Source organism: Rathayibacter sp. AY1B5 (genome assembly GCF_002932795.1).
Lineage (GTDB): Bacteria > Actinomycetota > Actinomycetes > Actinomycetales > Microbacteriaceae > Rathayibacter.
This window is the reverse complement of the sequence record NZ_PSWM01000007.1, coordinates 111,798-131,386: the sequence shown is the minus strand read 5'-3', so window position 1 is coordinate 131,386 and position 19,589 is coordinate 111,798. Positions and strand designations below refer to the sequence as shown.

Genomic DNA, 19,589 nt, shown 5'->3' with positions numbered 1-19,589 from the left:
CCCGGCACTCGTCCGGTCCCCCGCCCCCGCCAGGTCCACTCCTGGTCGCGATGCGCAGCCCCGCGGCTTCTCGACGACCAGGAGGACACCGGCGGCCGCGGGCTCGCCCTCCGATCCCCCACCCGTTCGCCGCACGCAGCGAGGCGGACCGGCGATCCGCGTGCGAGCGGATCGCCGTAGCCGGACGCACGACGCTCTCACGAACCCGGCCCGCCTCCCCGCCCGACCGCGCCGAGCCGGGCAGGGACCGGCTCGGAATTCAATACAGACAGTTGGGCCCCAGCAGGCTCTTCAGCTCGCCGAAGAGGTCGGGGGTGATGCGCACGGGGAACGGCACCTCGAACACGCGGGCCGTGTCGCCCTTGATCAGCTTCAGCCGCACCTCGGTCTGCCCGGAGTGGCGGATGAGAACGTCGCTGAGCTGCGAGACCGTGTCGGTGGTCGCGCGCGACTCGGGCATCGAGACGGTGAGCGGGCCCGAGTCGCCGTCCTGGCTCATCTCGGGGGCGAACAGGCTGAACGCGTGCAGGTTCATCCCGTCGTCGCGCATGCTGACGCGGCCTCTGACGACGACGATGGAGTCGTTCGTGAGCGCCGGGGCGAACTCCTGGTAGGCCTTCCCCATGAACATGCAGGTGATCTCGCCGCCGAAGTCCTCGACCTGGATCATCCCGTACTGGTTGCCGGAGGCCTTGGCCATGCGGTGCTGGACACTCGTCACGAGGCCCGCGACGACCACGGTCTCGCCGTCGGCGATCGTCTCCGAGATCAGCAGATCGGCGATCGTGGTGCTGTAGTGCTTGGCGAGCTCGGTCTCGAGCCCGGCGAGCGGGTGGTCGGACACGTAGAGCCCGAGCATGTCGCGCTCGAAGGCGAGCTTGTCGCGCTTGGCCCATTCCGGCCGCTCGGGGACCTGGATCGCGGCCTGCGGCTCGTCCCAGAGGCTGTCGAAGTCGAAGCCGACCTGGCCGTTCGCCTCGTTGCGCTTCTCCCCCACCGCCGCCTCGACGGCGTCCTCATGCACCTCGACCAGTGCGCGGCGTGTCGAGCCGAGCGAGTCGAAGGCGCCGGCCTTGATCAGCGACTCGATGGTGCGCTTGTTGGTCACCTGCAGCGGCACCTTGCGGAGGAAGTCGTGGAACGTCTCGAAGCGCCCCTTCTCCTCACGGGCCGCGCGGACGCCCTCGACGACGTTCGTGCCGACGTTGCGCACGGCGCCGAGGCCGAAGCGGATGTCGGTGCCGACCGCGGTGAAGAATCCGATCGACTCGTTCACGTCCGGCGGGAGCACCTTGATCCCCATCCGCCGGCACTCGTTGAGGTAGGCGGCCATCTTGTCCTTGGAGTCGCCGACGCTGGTGAGCAGCGCGGCCATGTACTCCGCGGGGTAGTGCGCCTTGAGGTACGCCGTCCAGTAGGAGACGACGCCGTAGGCCGCCGAGTGCGCCTTGTTGAAGGCGTAGTCGGAGAAGGGCAGCAGGATGTCCCAGAGGGTCTTGACGGCCTCCATCGAGTACCCGTTGGCGATCATGCCTCCCGAGAAGCCCTCGAACTGCTTGTCCAGCTCGGACTTCTTCTTCTTGCCCATCGCGCGCCGCAGCAGGTCGGCCTGCGCGAGGGTGAAGCCGGCGAGCTTCTGCGCGATCGACATGACCTGCTCCTGGTACACGATCAGGCCGTAGGTCCCGCCGAGCACTTCCGAGAGCGGCTCCTCGAGCTCCGGGTGGATCGGGGTGATCTGCTGCACGCCGTTCTTGCGCAGCGCGTAGTTGGTGTGGGAGTCGGCGCCCATCGGGCCCGGCCGGTAGAGCGCGAGGACCGCGGAGATGTCCTCGAAGTTGTCGGGCTTCATCAGGCGGAGCAGGCCGCGCATCGGGCCGCCGTCGAGCTGGAAGACGCCGAGCGTGTCGCCGCGGGCGAGGAGGTCGTAGGCGGCCTGATCGTCGAGCTCGAGGTCCTCGAGCACGAGGTCCTGCCCACGGTTGGCGCGGATGTTGTCGAGGGCGTCGTCGATGATCGTGAGGTTCCGGAGCCCCAGGAAGTCCATCTTGATCAGCCCGAGCGACTCGCACGCGGGGTAGTCGAACTGCGTGACGATCTGGCCGTCCTGCTCCCGCTTCATGATCGGGATGATGTCCAGGAGCGGGTCGCTGGACATGATGACGCCGGCCGCGTGCACGCCCCACTGGCGCTTGAGGTTCTCGAGACCGAGCGCGGTGTCGAAGACCAGCTTCGCCTGCGGGTCCTCGGCGATGACGTTGCGCACGTCGAGCGCTTCCTTGTAGCGCGCGTGGGCGGGGTCGTTGATGCCGCTGAGCGGGATGTCCTTGCCCATGATCGCGGGCGGCATCGCCTTCGTCAGCTTCTCGCCCATCCCGAACGGGAAGCCGAGGACGCGCGAGGCGTCCTTGAGCGCCTGCTTCGCCTTGATGGTGCCGTAGGTGACGATCTGCGCGACGCGCTCGTCGCCGTACTTCTCGGTCACGTAGCGGATGACCTCGCCGCGGCGACGGTCGTCGAAGTCGACGTCGAAGTCGGGCATGGACACGCGGTCGGGGTTGAGGAAGCGCTCGAAGATCAGGCCGTGGCGCAGAGGATCGAGATCGGTGATCTTCATCGCGTAGGCCGCCATCGAGCCGGCGCCGGAGCCGCGGCCCGGACCGACGCGGATGCCGTTGCGCTTGGACCAGTTGATGAAGTCGGCGACGACGAGGAAGTAGCCGGGGAAGCCCATCTGCAGGATGACCTGGGTCTCGTAGTCGGCACGGGCGCGCACGTCCTGGGAGACGCCGTCCGGGTAGCGCTCGCGCAGTCCGGCCTCGACCTCCTTCACGAACCAGGTGTCCTCGGTCTCGCCCTCGGGGACGGGGAAGCGGGGCATGTAGTTCGCCGACGTGTCGAACTGGACGTCGCAGCGCTCGGCGATGAGCAGCGTGTTGTCGCAGGCCTCGGGGTGGTCGCGGAAGACCTGGCGCATCTCGCGGGGCGACTTGAGGTAGAACTCGTCCGCGTCGAACTTGAAGCGCTTGGGGTCGTCGAGGGTGGTGCCGGACTGCACGCAGAGCAGTGCCGCGTGCGAGGTCGCGTCGTGCGCGTGCGTGTAGTGGAGGTCGTTGGTGGCGACCAGCGGCAGGTCGAGGTCCTTCGCGAGCCGGATGACGTCCCCGATGACGCGGCGCTCGATGTCGAGGCCGTGATCCATGATCTCGGCGAAGAAGTTCTCCTTGCCGAAGATGTCGCGGTAGTCGGCGGCCGCCTGGCGGGCCTCCTTGTACTGGCCCAGGCGCAGGCGGGTCTGGACCTCGCCGCTCGGGCAGCCCGTCGTCCCGATCAGGCCCTCGGAGTACTGCGAGAGGATCTCGCGGTCCATGCGCGGCTTGAAGTAGTACCCCTCGATCGATGCGCGCGAGGAGAGCCGGAAGAGGTTGTGCATGCCCGTCGTGGTCGAGCTGAGCAGCGTCATGTGGGTGTAGGCGCCGGAGCCGGACACGTCGTCCCCTCCGCCGTCGCCCCAGCGGATGCGGGTCTTGTCGGAGCGGTGCGTCCCCGGAGTGAGGTAGGCCTCGGTGCCGATGATCGGCTTGATCCCCGCCGCCGTCGCGGTGCGCCAGAAGTCGAAGGCGCCGAACACGTTCCCGTGGTCGGTCACGGCGATGGCCGGCATGCCCTCCTCGACCGCCGCGTCGATCAGCGGCTTCACCCGCGCTGCACCGTCGAGCATCGAGTACTCGCTGTGCACGTGGAGGTGGACGAAGGAATCGTTACTCGGCAAGGATGCGCCTCCGGCGGACTGCGGGCAGGGGAGGGATGGCCGGCGGCCCGGGAGGGCCCGTGGACACGGCGGGAAGAAGTCTAACCGCGCCGGACGCGGGTCCGGCCGGAAGAGCGCGGATCACTCCCCGCGCAGCACCTCGAGGGCGTGCGCCAGGTCGTCGGGGTAGGACGCCTCGAACTGCACCCACTCCCCCGAGCCCGGGTGGGTGAAGCCGAGCCGGACCGCATCGAGCCACTGGCGGGTGAGGCCGAGCCGCTTCGAGAGGGTCGGATCGGCGCCGTACATCGCGTCGCCGACGCACGGGTGGCGCTGCGCGGCCATGTGCACGCGGATCTGGTGCGTGCGGCCGGTCTCGAGGTGGACCTCGAGGAGGGAGGCGAACGGGAAGGCCTCGATGGTCTCGTAGTGGGTCACGGAGGGCTTGCCGTCCGCGCGGACCGCGAACTTCCAGTCCGAGGACGGGTGGCGGCCGAGCGGGGCGTCGATCGTGCCGGCGAGCGGGTCGGGGTGGCCCTGCACGACGGCGTGGTAGACCTTCTCGACCGTGCGGTCGTGGAACGCCCTCTTGAGGTGGGTGTAGGCGCGTTCGGACTTCGCGACGACCATGAGACCGCTCGTGCCGGCGTCGAGCCGGTGCACGATGCCCGCGCGTTCGGCCGCACCGGAGGTCGACACGGTGAAGCCCGCGGCGGCGAGGGCACCGAGCACCGTCGGTCCCTCCCAGCCCACGGCGGGGTGCGCGGCCACTCCGACCGGCTTGTCGATCACCACGATGTCCTCGTCGTCGTGCACGATGCCGAGGCCGGGGACCGCCATCGGCACGATCTTCGGCTCCTCGCGCGGGCTCCACTCGACGCTCAGCCAGGTGCCGGCGTGCACGCGGTCGCTCTTGTCGAGGACGCGTCCGTCGGCGCTCACTCCGCCCGCCTCGGCGACCTCGGCTGCGAAGGTGCGCGAGAAGCCGAGCAGCTTCGCGACGGCCGCGTCCACGCGGAGGCCGTCGAGCCCGTCCGGGACCGGAAGCTCTCGGGACTGCGCCATCAGCGTCCGCCGGGGCGGTCGGCGTCGCGGGCCGCCTCCTCGACGGAGGGGGCCGCGGCGGGGGCGTCCGCGGCGGTGGCGGCGGTCGCGTCGTCCTCGGACGAGTCGTGCAGCGGCTCGTCGCGGCCCGCGCGCTCCCTGGTGCCGTCGAGGCCGACGCCCCGCACGCTCAGGAGGACGAAGATCGCCATCGCCGTGCAGATCGCGATGTCGGCGACGTTGTAGATCGCCGGGAGCAGCCACGGCGTGAAGAGGAAGTCGACGACGTGTCCGAGCCCGAAGGAGGGCTCGCGGAACAGCCGGTCGAAGAGGTTGCCGAGGGTGCCGCCGAGCAGCAGCCCGAAGAAGACGGCCCACGCGGTGGAGCGGATCCGGCGCGCGAACCAGATCACGGCGACGACGACGCACGCCGCGATGATCGAGAAGATCCACGTCGACCCGCTCGCGAGGGAGAAGGCGGCGCCCGGGTTCTTCACGTAGTGCAGGACCAGGACGTCACCGAGGACGTGGACGTCCTCGCCCAGGGTCAGGTTCGTCGTGACCAGGAGCTTCGCGGTCTGATCGATCGCGAAGACCGCGAGCGCGACGAGGCCGAGGGTGACGAGCACCCTCGGCCTGACGTCCGCTGCGGCGGGACTACGCCCCAAAGCCCGACAGCGAGGACTCCGTCGACGCCGGCTGGGTGTCGAGGTCGCGGAGCTGGCCCTCGATGTAGCTCTTCAGCTTCTGGCGGTACTCGCGCTCGAAGGTGCGGAGCTCGTCGATGCGGTGCTCGACAGTCGCGCGCTCCTCCTCGAGCTTCGCGACCTGCTGGCGCTGCTTGGCCTCGGCCTCGGCGACGATGCGGGCGGCCGTGGCACGGCCCTCGGCGACGAGCGCGTCGCGCTTCTCGGCACCCTCGCGCACGTGCTCCTCGTGGAGGCGGCGGGCGAGCTGCAGGAGTCCGCTGGAGCTCTCGGCCTCGTCGACCGGAGCCGACTGCGAGGAGCTGACGGGAGCGACGACCGGTGCGGGAGCCGGGGTGGGCTCGGGCTCGGGCTCCGGCTCGGGTGCCTCGTCGACCACCGGGGCGGGAGCAGGAGTGCTCTCGCGGGGAGCGTCGGAGACTCGGGCGTCCGAGGGGCGGCTGTCGCCGGAGGAGAGGCGCTGACGCAGCTCCTCGTTCTCCTGGTTCAGGCGGCGGAGCTCCACGACGACCTCGTCGAGGAAGTCGTCGACCTCGTCCTGGTCGTATCCCTCGCGGAACTTGGTCGGCTGGAACCGCTTGTTGACAACGTCTTCGGGAGTGAGCGCCATGGCTTTCCACCTTCGATTTCAAGTAGGTACACGTTTAACAACGCGCGACTAAAGCTAGCAACTTCAGGCGCACGGCGCAGTGCTGACACCGCGGGGAACGTCCGGACGTGCCAACGATACAGGGACGGTCAGGCGCGCTGCAGCCACGTGGCGATGTACATGCCCACGATGACGCAGAGCATGGTGAGGCTCCAGCCGAAATCGAGCGCGATCGGGCCGATCGAGACCGGCTTGATCAGCCGTCGGAAGAAGCCGATCGGCGGGTCCGTGACGGTGTAGACGCCCTCCGCGGCGACGAGGCCGGCGCCGCGGGGGCGCCAGTCGCGTCGGATCACGCGGACGAGGTCGAGCACGAACCGCGCCCACATCGCGAAGAAGTAGAGCAGCAGCACGAAGTACAGGACGCTCCCGAGGAGCGAGACGACGGAGGTCACCGGGGGCCAGGGCTCCCCGGGATCAGGACTTCGCGAAGAACGACGCGTCGGCGTCGCTCTCGGCGGAGGCGGAGTCGCCGGCGACGGTGATGTGCGACGGCGAGAGCAGGAAGACCTTGCTCGTCACGCGCTCGATGCGGCCGTAGAGACCCTGCGAGAGTCCGCTCGCGAAGTCGATGAGGCGGCGGGCGTCCGCATCGCTCATCTGCGAGAGGTTGATGATCACGGGGATGCCGTCGCGGAAGTTCTCCGCGATGACCTGCGCGTCGCGGTACTGCTTCGGGTGGACGGTGAGGATCTCGTTCATCTCGGCGGGTGCCGTCGCCTTCGGGGTCTGGGGGGTGGGCTTGCGGAGCGGGGTGACCGTCGCGCGGGGCTGCTGCACCGGCTCGACGGGAGGGACGGGCTGCACCGGGGAGACCGGTGCGCGGTGGGCCGTCGCCGGGGCCGCCTCGACGGGCTCTGCGCGCTCGTACTCGACCTCTTCGTCGGCGAGTCCGAGGTAGACCATCGTCTTCTTCAGCGGGTTGGCCATGGGGTGTCCTCCGTGTCGTGTGTGCTCCCACAGGTGGGTCACCACGAGGTTAGGTGCGGGCGGGGCGTTCTCCGGTGATTGCCGACCCGATTCGCAGGTGTGTCGCACCCTCCGCGATCGCCTCGGCGAAGTCGTTCGACATGCCCGCCGAGATCGCCGTGGCGGAGGGCTCGACGGCGCGCACCCGGTCGGAGATCGACCGGAGCCGGGCGAACGCCGGACGGGGCTCCTCGTCCAGCGGGGCGACCGCCATCACGCCGCGCAGCGTCAGGCCGGGCGCTCCGGCGAGGGCCTCGGCGAGGGGCTCGACGTCGGCGGGCGACGCTCCCCCGCGCTCGGGGTCCTCCGTGAGGTTGACCTGCAGGAACACGTCGAGCGGCTCCTCCCCCGCCTCCAGCAGTGGGACGAGCGCGAGCCTGTCGACGGAGTGGATCGCGCCGGCGTAGCGGCGCACGTGGCGCGCCTTCTTGCTCTGGAGCTGCCCGATGAAGTGCCAGCGCGCAGCCGTCCCGGCCAGCTCGGCCGACTTCTCCTGCGCCTCCTGGTGCCGGTTCTCGCCGAAGTCGACGACGCCCAGCTCGAGGAGGTCGCGGAGCAGTGACACGGGGTGGAACTTGGTCACCACGATCGTCGTGACCGAGGACGTCTCGCGACCGGCCGAGCGGGTCGCGTCGGCGACCCGCTCGGAGACCTCGGCCCAGCGCTCGGCCAGCTCCGGATCCGGCACGACTACTTGAGGAAGTCGGGGATGTCCAGGTCGCTGTCGTCGTCGTCGAACGACGGGTCGGCGACAGGGGCCGGGGCGGCGACGGGGGTGCTCGACCAGATCGAGCCGGCCGCGGGGGCGGCGGCGGGAGCCGGGACGGGCTCGGCGGCCGACTCGCTCGCCGAGCTCTGCTGCTGGCGCGGCTGGGCGATCGCGGCCTGAGCCGTCCCGCCCGGCTCTCCGCCGTCGAAGCCCGCGGCGATGACGGTGACGCGCACCTCGTCGCCGAGCGTGTCGTCGATCACGGCACCGAAGATGATGTTCGCCTCGGCGTGCACCGCCTCCTGGACGAGGCGCGCCGCGTCGTTGATCTCGAAGATGCCCAGGTTCGAGCCGCCCTGGATCGAGAGGAGCACGCCGTGCGCGCCGTCGATGCTGGCCTCGAGCAGCGGCGAGGCGACCGCCAGCTCGGCCGCCTTGATCGCGCGGTCGGCGCCGCGCGACGAGCCGATGCCCATCAGCGCCGAGCCCGCGCCCTGCATGACCGACTTCACATCGGCGAAGTCGAGGTTGATCAGGCCGGGGGTGGTGATCAGGTCGGTGATGCCCTGGACGCCGGCGAGGAGCACCTGGTCGGCGGTCGCGAAGGCCTCGAGCATCGAGATGCCGCGGTCGCTGATCTCGAGCAGGCGGTCGTTCGGGACGACGATGAGGGTGTCGACCTCGTTCTTCAGCGTCGCGACGCCGGCCTCGGCCTGCGTCTGGCGACGGCGTCCCTCGAATCCGAAGGGCTTGGTCACGACACCGATGGTGAGGGCGCCGATCGACTTGGCGATGCGCGCGACGACGGGCGCGCCACCGGTGCCGGTGCCGCCGCCCTCGCCCGCGGTGACGAAGACCATGTCCGCCCCCGCGAGGACCTCCTCGATCTCCTCGGCGTGGTCCTCGGCGGCGCGGCGGCCGACCTCGGGGTCGGCGCCGGCGCCGAGTCCGCGGGTCAGCTCGCGGCCCACGTCGAGTTTGACGTCGGCGTCGCTGAGCAGGAGCGCCTGGGCGTCCGTGTTGATCGCGATGAATTCGACACCGCGCAGGCCGAGCTCGATCATGCGGTTGACGGCGTTGACGCCGCCACCGCCGATGCCGACGACCTTGATCACGGCGAGGTAGTTCTGGTTTGAAGTCACGTCTCCGGCCTCCGGGCTGAACTCTAAACCTGTAGTTGAGGCTTAAAGTTATGCTGAGTATGCATTTGGGGTTCGGCTCCGACGGTAGGCGGAGTCGGGGCGCGCTCCCAGCAGACACGCCCGCAACGCTCGAAAGAACGCGCGGATCCGCCGCCGGTCACGGGCGGGGCGCCACGACGGCGGCCTGGGGCGAGGACACGTCGTAGGTGCCGACGACGGCAGGATCGGTCGCGGCCATCAGCTTCTCGAGCACGACGGCCTTGAGCGCCGACTCGTCCGACCCGCCCCAGACGACGGTCGTGCCGTTCTGCAGGGTGAGCGAGACGTCGTCGCCGGTCGTGGCCGTGGCGGCCGTCACCTGCGGAGCGAGCGACGCGGGCAGGGAGCGCAGCACCCGCGCGGTCGCGCGGAAGCCGGCTCCGGAGGCGTCGCCGGACGCCGTGGTGAGGACCGGGTAGCCGGGCTGCGCCGAGTCCGCCGTCTCGATGACGACTCCGGCCGCGTCCACCAGCTCGAAGCGGCCCCCCGTCGAGATCACGCCGAGGGGCGTGCGCTCGACGATCGACACCACGAGGGTGCTCGGCGGGCGGGTCTGCACCGAGTAGCTCTGGATGAGCGGGGACCCGCCCAGCACGCGGCCGACCTCGTCCCGGTCCACGAGGGTGAGCGGGACGCCGAGCTGGTCGTCGAGCTCGCTCTGCAGGGCGGCGGCGTCGACGCGCTGAGTGCCCGAGATCTCGATCGTGCGCACGGCCATGAGCGGCGAGAAGGCCGCGACGCCGACGAGCAGGGCGAGGGCGACGAGCGACCCAGCCACGACCAGGGCGATCAGGCGGCGCCGACGCGCGCGCTTCGTGAAGCGGCGGACCTCCCCCCGCTCGTAGCGCCTCCGCTCGCGGGCGGCCCGGGAGACGGCCCGGTTCTCGGCTCCGGGCAGGCGCAGGCCCGAGAGGGTGCGGCGGAGGGCGCCCGCGCGCGACGGAGTGCGCTCGGCCGGCTCGGGCTGCACGCGGATCGCGGAGACGATCCGGATCGGCTCGGTGTCCGGATCCGGCTCGCCGCTGCCCGTCGGGACGCTCCGGCCGGGTGCCGGAGGGCGCCCGCCGTCGGGCCGCTTCACGGCCGCTCCCCCGCTGCGGGCGCGAGGACCGCGGTCATCGTGCGACCGACGCGGCCTCGCTCGCACCGAGCGACTCGAGCACCTGCGGGATGATCCGGTACACGTCACCGCAGCCGAGAGTGATGACGAAGTCGCCCTCGCGCGCGATGCTGGCCGTGAGGTGGGCCGCCTCCGCCCAGTCCGGGACGAACGAGACGTGCGACGGGTCGGCGAACTTCTCGCTGACCAGCGCTCCTGTCACTCCGGGCTCCGGATCCTCGCGCGCCCCGTAGACGTCGAGGACGACCGTCTCGTCGGCGTAGCGCTCGAGCGTCTCGGCGAACTCGCGGGCGAAGAGGCGGGTGCGGCTGTAGAGGTGCGGCTGGTGCACGGCGATGATGCGGCCCTCGCCGACCACCGTGCGCGCAGCGGAGAGGGCGGCGGCCACCTCGGTGGGGTGGTGGGCGTAGTCGTCGTAGACGCTGACGCCGCGGACCGCTCCGTGCAGCTCGAAGCGGCGCTCCGTGCCTCCGAACGCCGACACGGCCTCGAGCGAGGCGGCCGGATCGAAGCCCAGGCCCACCAGCACCGCGAACGCGCCGGCCGCGTTGATCGCGTTGTGCCGGCCGGGGATGCGGAGGCGGGCCGAGTAGCGCCTGCCCTCGTACTCGACCGAGAAGCCGACGGGGCCGACGAGGTCGAGGTCGACGACGCGGACGTCCGCTCCCTCGGCCTCGCCGAAGGTCAGCACCCGGCCGCCGTCCAGCCGCTCGGTGACGCGGACCGCGCCGGGGTCGTCCGAGGAGATGACGACGAGCTCGCTCGCGGAGGAGGCGAAAGTGACGAAGGCGTCCTCGAACGCCTCCAGCGATCCGTAGTGGTCGAGGTGGTCCGGGTCGACGTTGGTGATGAGGGCGACCGAGGTGTCGTAGAGCAGGAAGCTGCCGTCGGACTCGTCGGCCTCGACGACGAAGACCTCGCCGGAGCCGGCGGCGGACGAGGTGCCGAGGCTCTCGATGATGCCGCCGTTGACGAAGCTGGGGTCGGCGTCGACGCCGAGCAGGCCGGTGACGATCATGCCGGTCGACGTGGTCTTGCCGTGCGCTCCGGCCACCGCGACCAGGCGCTTGCCGCGCACCAGCCAGGCGAGGGCCTGCGAGCGGTGCAGCACGGGCAGACCGCGCTCCTTCGCCAGCAGGTACTCCGGGTTGTCGGGCCACAGGGCGGAAGTGACGACGACCGCCTCGGCGTCCCCGAGGTTCGCCGCGTCGTGCCCGATGGCGACCGGGACGCCGAGCTCCCGCAGCTGCTCGACGGGGTGGGACTCGCGGACGTCGGACCCGGTGACGCGGTGCCCGGCGTGGTGGAACAGCCGCGCGATCCCGCTCATCCCGGAGCCGCCGATGCCGATGAAGTGGACCGAGCCGAGCTCGTCGGGGACGGTGATGCCGAGGTCGGGCTTGATCACGGGGCTCTCGCTTTCGGGTGGGTCGCGGCGGGCGGGAGGGGCCTCCCGCGGTGCGCCGGATCAGTGTAGACGGTGGGCGGGAGTGCTCTCCCGAGCCGCGCGGAGCAGGCTCAGTGCGGAGCGGAGAGGCTCGACTCGATCAGGTCGACGAGCCGTCCGGAGCCGTCGCGGACGCCGACGCGGGCGGCCCGGCGCGCCATCTCGTCGCGACGGGCGGTGTCGCCCAGGAGCGGTACGAGCTCCCGCTGGACCCACCCGGGCAGGAAGGCGGCGTCCTCGACGAGGACCGCTCCCCCGGCGTCGACGACGCCGCGCGCGTTGACGCGCTGCTCGCCGTTGCCGACCGGGTACGGGACGTAGACCGCGGGCAGGCCGAGGGCCGTCAGCTCACTGACGGTCGCCGCCCCCGCGCGGGAGACGGCCACGTCCGCGGCGGACAGCGCGAGGTCCATCCGGTCGCAGTAGGCGAGGAGGTGGTAGCCGGCCACGCCCGGGTCCGTGATCTCGGCGCGGTCGCCCGTGATGTGGAGGACCTGGAAGCCGGTGGCGACGAGATCCCGGGCGGCGGCGTGCACCGTCGCGTTGATCCGCCGAGCGCCGAGCGAGCCGCCGGTGACCAGGAGGGTCTGCCGGGACGGGTCGAGACCCAGCGCCGCCATCGCCTCGTCGCGGCGCGCGGCCCGGTCGAGCTCGGCGATCTCGCGGCGCAGCGGCATGCCGACGACCCGCGCGTGCGGCAGGGGCGTGCCCTCGAAGGCCACGCCGACGGAGCGGGTCGCGCGCGCGCCGAGGCGGTTCGCGAGCCCGGGACGCGCGTTGGCCTCGTGGACGGTGAAGGGGACGCCGGCGCGGCGGGCCGCCAGGTAGGCGGGTGCAGCGGCGTAGCCGCCGAAGCCGACCACCGCGTCGATCCGCCGGTCCCGGATCGTCCGGACGATGCCCGCGATGGTCGCGCGGAGGGCTCCGGGGAACCGCAGCGCCGCCGCGTCCGGGCGCCGCGGGAACGGCAGCTTCGGGATCACCGAGAGCTCGTAGCCGCGGAGGGGGACGAGGCGGGCCTCGAGCCCCTCCGCGGTGCCGAGGACGAGCACGTCGTCGTCCGGGTTCCGCCTGCGGATCTCGTCGGCCGTCGCGAGCAGCGGATTGACGTGGCCGGCGGTGCCGCCGCCGGCGAGGAGGTAGCGGGTCACTCCGCCGCCGCCTTCCGGCGGCGCAGCACGCCCGCGCCGGGCAGGGGCGCGGTCTGGGTGCGGGCGAAGGAGAGGACGACGCCGATGGCGAGGAGGGAGCTGAGCAGGGCGGTGCCTCCGGAGGAGATCAGGGGCAGCGGGACCCCCAGCACCGGGAGCACCCCCAGGACCACGCCGATGTTGACGAACGCCTGGCCGATCAGCCAGACCATGATCGCGCCGGTGCTGATCCGCACGAACGGATCGGAGGACGCGTGGATGACGCGGAAGAAGGCGACCGCGAGGACCACGAACAGCGCCAGGACGACGATCGCTCCGATCAGCCCGAGCTCCTCGCCGATGATGGCGAAGATGTAGTCGTTGTCCGCGGCGGGCAGCCAGGACCACTTGGCCTTGGAGTTGCCGAGACCCACGCCGAAGATCCCGCCGGAGGCCATCGCCCAGGTGCCGTGCACCGGCTGCCAGCACGAGTTCTGGTACTCCTCGACGTTGGAGCAGTCGCCGAGGAAGGACATGATCCGGGTGAGGCGGTTGTCGCTGGAGACGGCGAACAGCACCGCTCCGATCGCGCCGACCACCACGATCGGCACGAGGACCTTCATCTGGACGTTCGCGTAGAAGAGGGCGGCGAGGACGATGCCCGCCATGATCACGACCGTGCCCAGGTCGCCGCCGATGAGGACCAGTCCGATCGCGGCGCCGCCGACGATCAGGACGGGCATGAGCGCGTCCTTCCAGTCCTTCGGCGACCGGTAGCGGCGGGCGAGCAGGAGCCCCAGCCAGAGGGCGAGGGCGAGCTTGATGATCTCGGAGGGCTGCATGCTGAAGGCGCCGAGGCGGATCCAGTTGCGGTTCCCGCCGACGGAGTCGCCGAGCGGCGTGAAGAGCACGAGGCACTGGAGGACGCAGCCGGCGATGAGCAGGATCGGCGTCACGCGCTTCCACACGCCGAGGGGCAGCCGCGAGACCACCAGCATCATCGGGATCCCGAGGAGGGCGAACCCGCCCTGGCGCAGGAAGCCGCCGAAGGAGTCGTCGCTCGACACGTAGGAGGTGACCGAGGAGGAGGAGAGCACCATGGTCAGCCCGAACAGCACCAGGAAGAGCGTGGTGCCGAAGAGGAGGTAGAAGTTCGGCGAGTGGGAGGCGAAGACCTTCGACAGGACGATCCGCGCGGAGCGGGCCCCGCTCCGGTCCTTCCCGCGCGGCTCAGTGCGCGAACGGCCCGCGGGGCGGCTCGTCGTCGGAGCGGTCATCGGCTCCCCCTCCCAGGTGTGTCGCCACGGCGGCCGCGAAGGAGCGGCCCCGAGCCGCGTAGTCGAGGAACTGGTCCATCGAGGCCGCGGCGGGTGCGAGCAGGACGACGTCCCCCGAGCGGGCGAGCGTCGCGGCGGCCTCGACGGCCGCCTGCATCACCGCACCAGTGTCGTCCGGCACCACCTCGCTCACGGGGAGGGCGGGCGCGTGTCGTCGGAATGCCCCGAGCAGCGCCGAGCGGTCGGCGCCGATCACCACGGCGCCCCGCAGGCGGCCGACGTGCGCGGCCACGAGGGCGTCCACGTCGACTCCCTTGAGCAGCCCGCCGACGACCCAGACGACCGACGGGTACGCGCGCAGCGAGGCGTCGGCGGCGTGCGGGTTCGTGGCCTTGGAGTCGTTCACCCAGGTCACCCCGTCGTGCTCGGCGACCACCTGGATGCGGTGGGCGTCGAGCTCGAACGCCGCCAGCGCGGTGCGGACGGCCGCGACCTCGATCCCGCACGCTCGGGAGAGCGCCGCCGCGGCGAGCACGTTCTGGACGATGTGCGGAGCGGCGAGGTGGCGCGCGGCGAGCTCGTCCACGGTGGTGATCTCGAGGGCGCTGGTGCGGCGGTCCTCGAGGAAGGCGCGGTCGCAGAGGATGCCGTCGACGATCCCGAAGTCGCTCGGGCCGGGGACGCCGAGGCCGAACCCGATCGCGCGGGCGCCCTCCACCACCTCGGCGTCGAGCACCATCTGCTCGGTCGCCGCGTCGGCGCGGTTGTACACGCAGGCGACGCGGGTGCCGGCGTAGACCTTGCCCTTGGCCGCACGGTAGGCGTCGAACGAGCCGTGCCAGTCGAGGTGGTCGTCGGCGATGTTGAGGCACGCGCTCGCGATCGGCTCGATCGCGCCCAGGTAGTGCAGCTGGTAGCTCGAGAGCTCCACGACCAGGACGTCGAAGCCCTGCGGGTCGCGGACCGCGTCGAGCACGGGAACACCGATGTTGCCGCAGGGGGCGGCGCGGAGACCGCCTGCCACGAGCATCGTCGCCGTGAGCTGGACGGTCGTGGTCTTCCCGTTGGTGCCGGTGACGGCCACCCAGTCGGCCGGAGTGCCGTCGGCGCGCACGACCTTGTCGCGGACACGCCAGGCGAGCTCGACGTCGCCCCACACGGGGATACCGGACTCCGCCGCCCACACGAGGATCGGGTGCGTCGGCCGGAAGCCGGGCGACACCACGACCAGCTCCGGAGTGAACGCGCGCAGCTCCTCCGGAGCGGAGTCGAGGCGGTCGGCCCGGTGCAGGCGGGCGCCGATCACCTCGAGCAGGCGCTCGCGCTCCTCGTCGGCGCGGTCGGCGAGGACCAGCACCTCGGAGCCGAGCTCGGTCAGCGTGTCGGCCACCGAGAACCCGGTGACGCCCAGGCCCAGCACGGCGACGCGCAGGCCCCGCCAGTCCGAGTGCCAGCTGCGGAGGGAGTCGGGACGGGCGGGATCGGTCATGCCAGCGACAGCCATTCCAGGTAGAAGAGCCCGACGCCGGCGGCGACGAAGATGCCGGCGATGATCCAGAACCTGACCACGACGGTGATCTCGGCCCAGCCCTTGAGCTCGAAGTGGTGGTGGAGCGGGCTCATCAGGAAGATGCGCTTGCCCCGGGTCAGCTTGAAGTAGATCCGCTGGAGGATGACCGAGCCGGTCACGATGACGAACAGGCCGCCGATGAGGATGACGAGCAGCTCGGTGCGGGTGAGGATCGCCAGGGCCGCGAGCGCGCCGCCGAGGCCGAGCGAACCGGTGTCGCCCATGAAGATCTGCGCCGGCGAGGTGTTCCACCAGAGGAAGCCCACGAGGGCGCCGGAGACGGCGGCCGCGATGATCGCCAGGTCGAACGGGTCGCTCACCTGGTAGCACTTGTCGACGACCTCGGGGTTGAGGTGCTGGTCGAAGCACCACTGGTTCGACTGCCAGAACCCGATGATGACGTAGGAGCCGATCGCGAGGATCGAGGACCCGGTCGCGAGCCCGTCGAGCCCGTCCGCGACGTTCACGCCGTTCGACGTGCTGGTGACGATGACGCAGATCCACAGCACGAACAGGCCGATGCCGATCCAGCCGAGGGAGGCGAAGTCGAACGGCAGGTCGCGGATGAACGAGATCGAGGTCGAGGCGGGGGTGAGCCCGTTGGAGTCGCGGACCATGATCGCGATCACGGCGAAGGCCGCGGCGACGATGACCTGCCCGGCGATCTTCGCCCAGCCGCCGAGGCCGAGGCTGCGCTGGTTGCGGGTCTTCAGGAAGTCGTCGACGAAGCCGACGAGTCCGAGCCCGACCATCATGAAGAGCACCAGCAGGGCCGAGGGCGCGATCGCCCGGTTGCCGAACAGCATCCCGAGGAAGTAGCCGACCACGGTGCCGATGATGATGACGATGCCGCCCATCGTCGCCGTGCCGTGTTTGACGTGGTGCGACTTCGGTCCGTCCTCGCGGATGAACTGGCCCCACTGCAGGCGGTGGAAGAGGCGGATGAACAGGGGCGTCATCAGGAGCGTGAAGGCTCCGGAGAACGCGCCGGACAGGAGGAGTGCCCTCATCGGTGACGCTCCCCGAGACGGTCGGCGAGGAAGCGCAGCCCCGCGGAGTTGGACGACTTGACCAGCACGGTGTCGCCGGGTCGGAGGTAGTCCTCGAGGAGGTCGAACGCCTCGTCGGAGGTCTCCGCGAAGACGGACTCGCCGCTCCAGGACCCCTCGCGCTCGGCCGCGACGTGGATCCGGCGGGCGCCTCGGCCCACCACCACGATCTGGGAGATGTTGAGACGGACCGCCAGCAGGCCCACGCGCTCGTGCTCCTCGTCGGCCCACTCCCCGAGCTCGCTCATCTCGCCCAGGACGGCGACGGTGCGCCCCCCGGGCTTCGCGATCTGGGCGAGGGTGCGCAGGGCGGCCGCGGTGGAGTCGGGGCTCGCGTTGTACGCGTCGTTGATGACGCGGACGTCCTCGCCGCCCAGGACCTCCATGCGGCCGCGCTCGGCGAGGGTGACGGTCGCGAGCGCCTCGACGATCGCGGGCAGCGCCACTCCGACCGAGAGCGCGGCGGCGGTCGCCGCGAGGGCGTTCATCACGTGGTGCTCGCCGAGGACGCGCAGCAGGAGCTCGGCGCGAGCGGCCTCGCGGCCCTCCCCCGCCGAGACCTCGATCGCGAAGCGGGTGCCGTCGGCGGTCGCGTCGATGTCGACGGCGCGGACGTCCGCGCTCTCGCCGCGGCCGAACCAGAGGACCCGGGCGGCGGTGCGGCCCGCCATCGTGGCGACCCGGCCGTCGTCGGCGTTCAGCACGGCGACGTCCTCGGCGGTGAGGTCGGCGACCATCTCGGTCTTGGCCTCGAGCGTGCGCTCGATCCCGCCGAACTCGCCGGCGTGCGCGAGGCCCACGGCGAGGACGACGCCGACGTCGGGCCTGGCCATCCGGACGAGGCGGCGGATCTCGCCGACCGCGCTCGCGCCCATCTCGGCGACGAGGAAGCGCGTCGACTCGGACACCTGGAGCATCGTGATCGGCGCGCCGACCTCGTTGTTGAAGGAGCCGCGCGGCGCGACCGTCTCGCCGACCCGCTCGAGGACGGTGCGGAGGAGGTTCTTGGTCGTCGTCTTGCCGTTCGATCCGGTGACGCCGATGACGGTGAGCCCGCCCTTCGCGCGGACGCGGCGGACGACCTCGGTCGCCAGCGCGCCGAGCGCCTCGACGGAGTCGTCGACGAGGACCTGCGGCACGTCGAGGTCGAGCGGGCGCTCCACGATGAGGAGTGCGGCGCCGCGCTCGAGGGCGGCGGGCGCGAAGAGGTGGCCGTCGGTGTGCTCGCCGCGCTTGGCGACGAAGATCCCGCCGGGCGCGATCTCGCGGGAGTCGGTCTCGGTCGCGCCGTCTATCACGGTGGCGGCCGTGGCGGACGAGCCGGCCAGGTGGAGGCGCCCGGAGACGGCCTCGGCGATCTCGGTGAGGGTGAGGGCGATCATCTACAGCCAGCCCGCCTCGCGCAGCGCGTGACGGACGTCGTCTCTGGCCGAATACGGCATGTGCACTCCTGCGATCTCCTGGTGGTCCTCGTGGCCGGGCCCGGCGTAGAGGATCGAGTCCCCTTCGCGCGCGAGGGCGACGGCGGCGCGCACGGCGGCGCGCGGGTCGGCGATCTCGTGGATCTCCCGGTCGGGCACGGCGGCCCGGGCGCCCCGGAGGAGTGCGGCGCGGATGGCGGCCGGATCCTCCCAGCGCGGGTGGAAGTCGGTGACGACCACGACGTCGGCCAGACGGGCCGCGATGGCGCCCATCTCGCTCCGCTTGGTCGTGTCGCGGTCGCCGTCCGCCCCGAACACCATGAACAGGCGGCCGGGGGTGATGGTCCGCAGCGCCTCGAGCGCGTTCTGGAACGCGTCCGGGGTGTGGCCGTAGTCGACGTAGACGCGCGGTCCGCGCTCCCCCGAGACGAGCTCGGCGCGGCCCGGGATGTAGACGTCGAGACGGCTGTCCTCGAGCGCGTGCGCGACGGCGTCCAGGTCGAAGCCGGACTCGACCAGCATCACGATCGCCAGCGCGGCGTTGGACGCCATGTACCAGCCGATCAGCGAGACGGTGACGACGACGGAGCGGTTCTCGGGCCCCTCCAGGCGGAAGGTGGTGCTGTCGGGCGTCGCCTCCAGCACCGTCATCGACCAGTCGGCCGGCGTCGTCGGGGCGACTCCGACGACCGGCGAGCCCGCGAGCGTCGCGACGGGGATGCGGCTGCGCTCGGCGAGCTCGCGCCCCCAGGCGCTGTCGACCGTGACGACGCCGCGGCGTGCGCGCTCCGGCTCGAAGAGGTCCGCCTTGGCCTCGAAGTACTCGCGCAGATCGGAGTAGTCGTCGAGGTGGTCGTGGCTGAGGTTCGTGAAGCCGACGACGTCGAAGACGAGGCCGTCGATCCGGTGCCGCGTGAGCGCCTGCGCCGAGACCTCGATCGAGACCGCGCGGACGGCGGACTCGCGCATCCGCGCGAGAAGGCCGTGCAGCTCGCTCGCCTCGGGAGTGGTCAGCGAGCTCACCACCGCGACGTCGCCGATCCGGCGCTCGGCGGTGGAGCTGAGACCCGAGACGACTCCGAGCCGGCGCAGCAGCGCGTCGAGGATGTAGACGACGCTCGTCTTGCCGTTGGTCCCCGTCACGCCGAAGAGCGTCGGGACGTCCTCCCGGGTGCGGTGGATCCACGCGGCGACGTCGCCGAGGGCGGCCCGCGGGTCGGGGGTCACCAGCACGGGCAGGCCGCTGTCGGCGGCGAGCTCGGCTCCGGCGGGGTCGGTCAGCACGGCGACGGCACCGGACGCCGCGGCCGCGGACGCGAAGGCCGCGCCATGGGCACGACGTCCTGCGACACCGACGTAGAGGTCTCCGGACTCGACCTGGTTCGAGTCCAGCGTGACTCCGCTCACCTCGACGCCCTCGAGGCCGCGGACCGGGCCGAGGGAGAACTCGGCCACGAGCTGCGAGAGGCTCCGCGGCACGGGGTGCTCGGGGCGGAGGGAGGACTGCGGGCGAGGGTCGTGCACTGCCCGCTCTTTCTCTCGTTCTGGTGCGTGGATCGCGGTCC

16 protein-coding genes are annotated in these 19,589 nt (G+C 71.5%); all 16 read right to left on the bottom strand.

Annotated elements, in window-relative coordinates; translation table 11 throughout:
- Positions 1-259: 259 nt before the first annotated feature.
- Positions 260-3,721 (bottom strand): DNA polymerase III subunit alpha, encoded by a 3,462-nt coding sequence (gene dnaE / locus C5D44_RS07080; protein ID WP_374954068.1) that lies wholly within the window; start codon positions 3,719-3,721, stop codon positions 260-262.
- A 171-nt stretch (positions 3,722-3,892) separates the two neighbouring features.
- Positions 3,893-4,816, bottom strand: coding sequence for an RluA family pseudouridine synthase (locus C5D44_RS07075; RefSeq protein WP_104281242.1), 924 nt, complete (start codon positions 4,814-4,816; stop codon positions 3,893-3,895).
- A complete protein-coding gene (gene lspA, locus C5D44_RS07070; protein WP_104281241.1) occupies positions 4,816-5,424 on the bottom strand; it encodes a signal peptidase II in 609 nt (202 codons plus the stop codon). Before lspA ends, C5D44_RS07075 begins: the two co-directional genes overlap by 1 nt.
- Before the next feature lie 28 nt (positions 5,425-5,452).
- Positions 5,453-6,112 (bottom strand): DivIVA domain-containing protein, encoded by a 660-nt coding sequence (locus C5D44_RS07065; RefSeq protein ID WP_104276440.1) that lies wholly within the window; start codon positions 6,110-6,112, stop codon positions 5,453-5,455.
- A gap of 128 nt (positions 6,113-6,240) precedes the next feature.
- Entirely contained in the window at positions 6,241-6,546 is a 306-nt protein-coding gene (locus C5D44_RS07060; protein ID WP_258059242.1) for a YggT family protein, read from the bottom strand.
- Positions 6,547-6,568: 22 nt separating this feature from the next.
- Positions 6,569-7,081 carry a cell division protein SepF gene (locus C5D44_RS07055; RefSeq protein ID WP_104222599.1) on the bottom strand — a complete coding sequence of 171 codons (513 nt, stop codon included), beginning with the start codon at positions 7,079-7,081 and terminating at the stop codon, positions 6,569-6,571.
- Positions 7,082-7,130: 49 nt separating this feature from the next.
- Positions 7,131-7,808 carry a YggS family pyridoxal phosphate-dependent enzyme gene (locus C5D44_RS07050; protein ID WP_104281240.1) on the bottom strand — a complete coding sequence of 226 codons (678 nt, stop codon included), beginning with the start codon at positions 7,806-7,808 and terminating at the stop codon, positions 7,131-7,133.
- Between the two features lie 2 nt (positions 7,809-7,810).
- Positions 7,811-8,971 (bottom strand): cell division protein FtsZ, encoded by a 1,161-nt coding sequence (gene ftsZ, locus C5D44_RS07045; protein ID WP_104222597.1) that lies wholly within the window; start codon positions 8,969-8,971, stop codon positions 7,811-7,813.
- A 157-nt stretch (positions 8,972-9,128) separates the two neighbouring features.
- Positions 9,129-10,091: a cell division protein FtsQ/DivIB gene (locus C5D44_RS07040; RefSeq protein WP_104281239.1), complete on the bottom strand. Its 963-nt coding sequence runs from the start codon at positions 10,089-10,091 to the stop codon at positions 9,129-9,131.
- A gap of 34 nt (positions 10,092-10,125) precedes the next feature.
- Positions 10,126-11,538 carry a UDP-N-acetylmuramate--L-alanine ligase gene (murC, locus tag C5D44_RS07035; RefSeq protein WP_104281238.1) on the bottom strand — a complete coding sequence of 471 codons (1,413 nt, stop codon included), beginning with the start codon at positions 11,536-11,538 and terminating at the stop codon, positions 10,126-10,128.
- Between the two features lie 110 nt (positions 11,539-11,648).
- Entirely contained in the window at positions 11,649-12,728 is a 1,080-nt protein-coding gene (locus tag C5D44_RS07030; RefSeq protein ID WP_104281237.1) for a glycosyltransferase, read from the bottom strand.
- On the bottom strand, positions 12,725-13,984 hold the full coding sequence (gene ftsW / locus C5D44_RS07025; RefSeq protein WP_104281236.1) for a putative lipid II flippase FtsW: 1,260 nt from the start codon (positions 13,982-13,984) through the stop codon (positions 12,725-12,727). Before ftsW ends, C5D44_RS07030 begins: the two co-directional genes overlap by 4 nt.
- On the bottom strand, positions 13,938-15,473 hold the full coding sequence (gene murD / locus C5D44_RS07020; protein WP_104281235.1) for a UDP-N-acetylmuramoyl-L-alanine--D-glutamate ligase: 1,536 nt from the start codon (positions 15,471-15,473) through the stop codon (positions 13,938-13,940). The genes ftsW and murD overlap by 47 nt, the downstream gene beginning before the upstream one ends.
- Positions 15,470-16,564, bottom strand: coding sequence for a phospho-N-acetylmuramoyl-pentapeptide-transferase (gene mraY, locus C5D44_RS07015; protein WP_104276446.1), 1,095 nt, complete (start codon positions 16,562-16,564; stop codon positions 15,470-15,472). The genes murD and mraY overlap by 4 nt, the downstream gene beginning before the upstream one ends.
- Positions 16,561-17,985 (bottom strand): UDP-N-acetylmuramoyl-tripeptide--D-alanyl-D-alanine ligase, encoded by a 1,425-nt coding sequence (gene murF / locus C5D44_RS07010; protein ID WP_104281234.1) that lies wholly within the window; start codon positions 17,983-17,985, stop codon positions 16,561-16,563. Before murF ends, mraY begins: the two co-directional genes overlap by 4 nt.
- Positions 17,986-19,548, bottom strand: coding sequence for a Mur ligase family protein (locus C5D44_RS07005; RefSeq protein ID WP_104276448.1), 1,563 nt, complete (start codon positions 19,546-19,548; stop codon positions 17,986-17,988). It lies immediately after the preceding gene.
- Positions 19,549-19,589 lie beyond the last annotated feature (41 nt).

Bases quoted from the DNA above. Each gene is read 5' to 3' on its own strand.
- dnaE (WP_374954068.1), bottom strand. From the start codon at position 3,721: ATGCTCGACGGTGCAGCGCGGGTGAAGCCGCTGATCGACGCGGCGGTC.
- C5D44_RS07075 (WP_104281242.1), bottom strand. From the start codon at position 4,816: ATGGCGCAGTCCCGAGAGCTTCCGGTCCCGGACGGGCTCGACGGCCTC.
- C5D44_RS07065 (WP_104276440.1), bottom strand. From the start codon at position 6,112: ATGGCGCTCACTCCCGAAGACGTTGTCAACAAGCGGTTCCAGCCGACC.
- C5D44_RS07055 (WP_104222599.1), bottom strand. From the start codon at position 7,081: ATGGCCAACCCGCTGAAGAAGACGATGGTCTACCTCGGACTCGCCGAC.
- ftsW (WP_104281236.1), bottom strand. From the start codon at position 13,984: ATGACCGCTCCGACGACGAGCCGCCCCGCGGGCCGTTCGCGCACTGAG.
- murD (WP_104281235.1), bottom strand. From the start codon at position 15,473: ATGACCGATCCCGCCCGTCCCGACTCCCTCCGCAGCTGGCACTCGGAC.
- mraY (WP_104276446.1), bottom strand. From the start codon at position 16,564: ATGAGGGCACTCCTCCTGTCCGGCGCGTTCTCCGGAGCCTTCACGCTC.
- murF (WP_104281234.1), bottom strand. From the start codon at position 17,985: ATGATCGCCCTCACCCTCACCGAGATCGCCGAGGCCGTCTCCGGGCGC.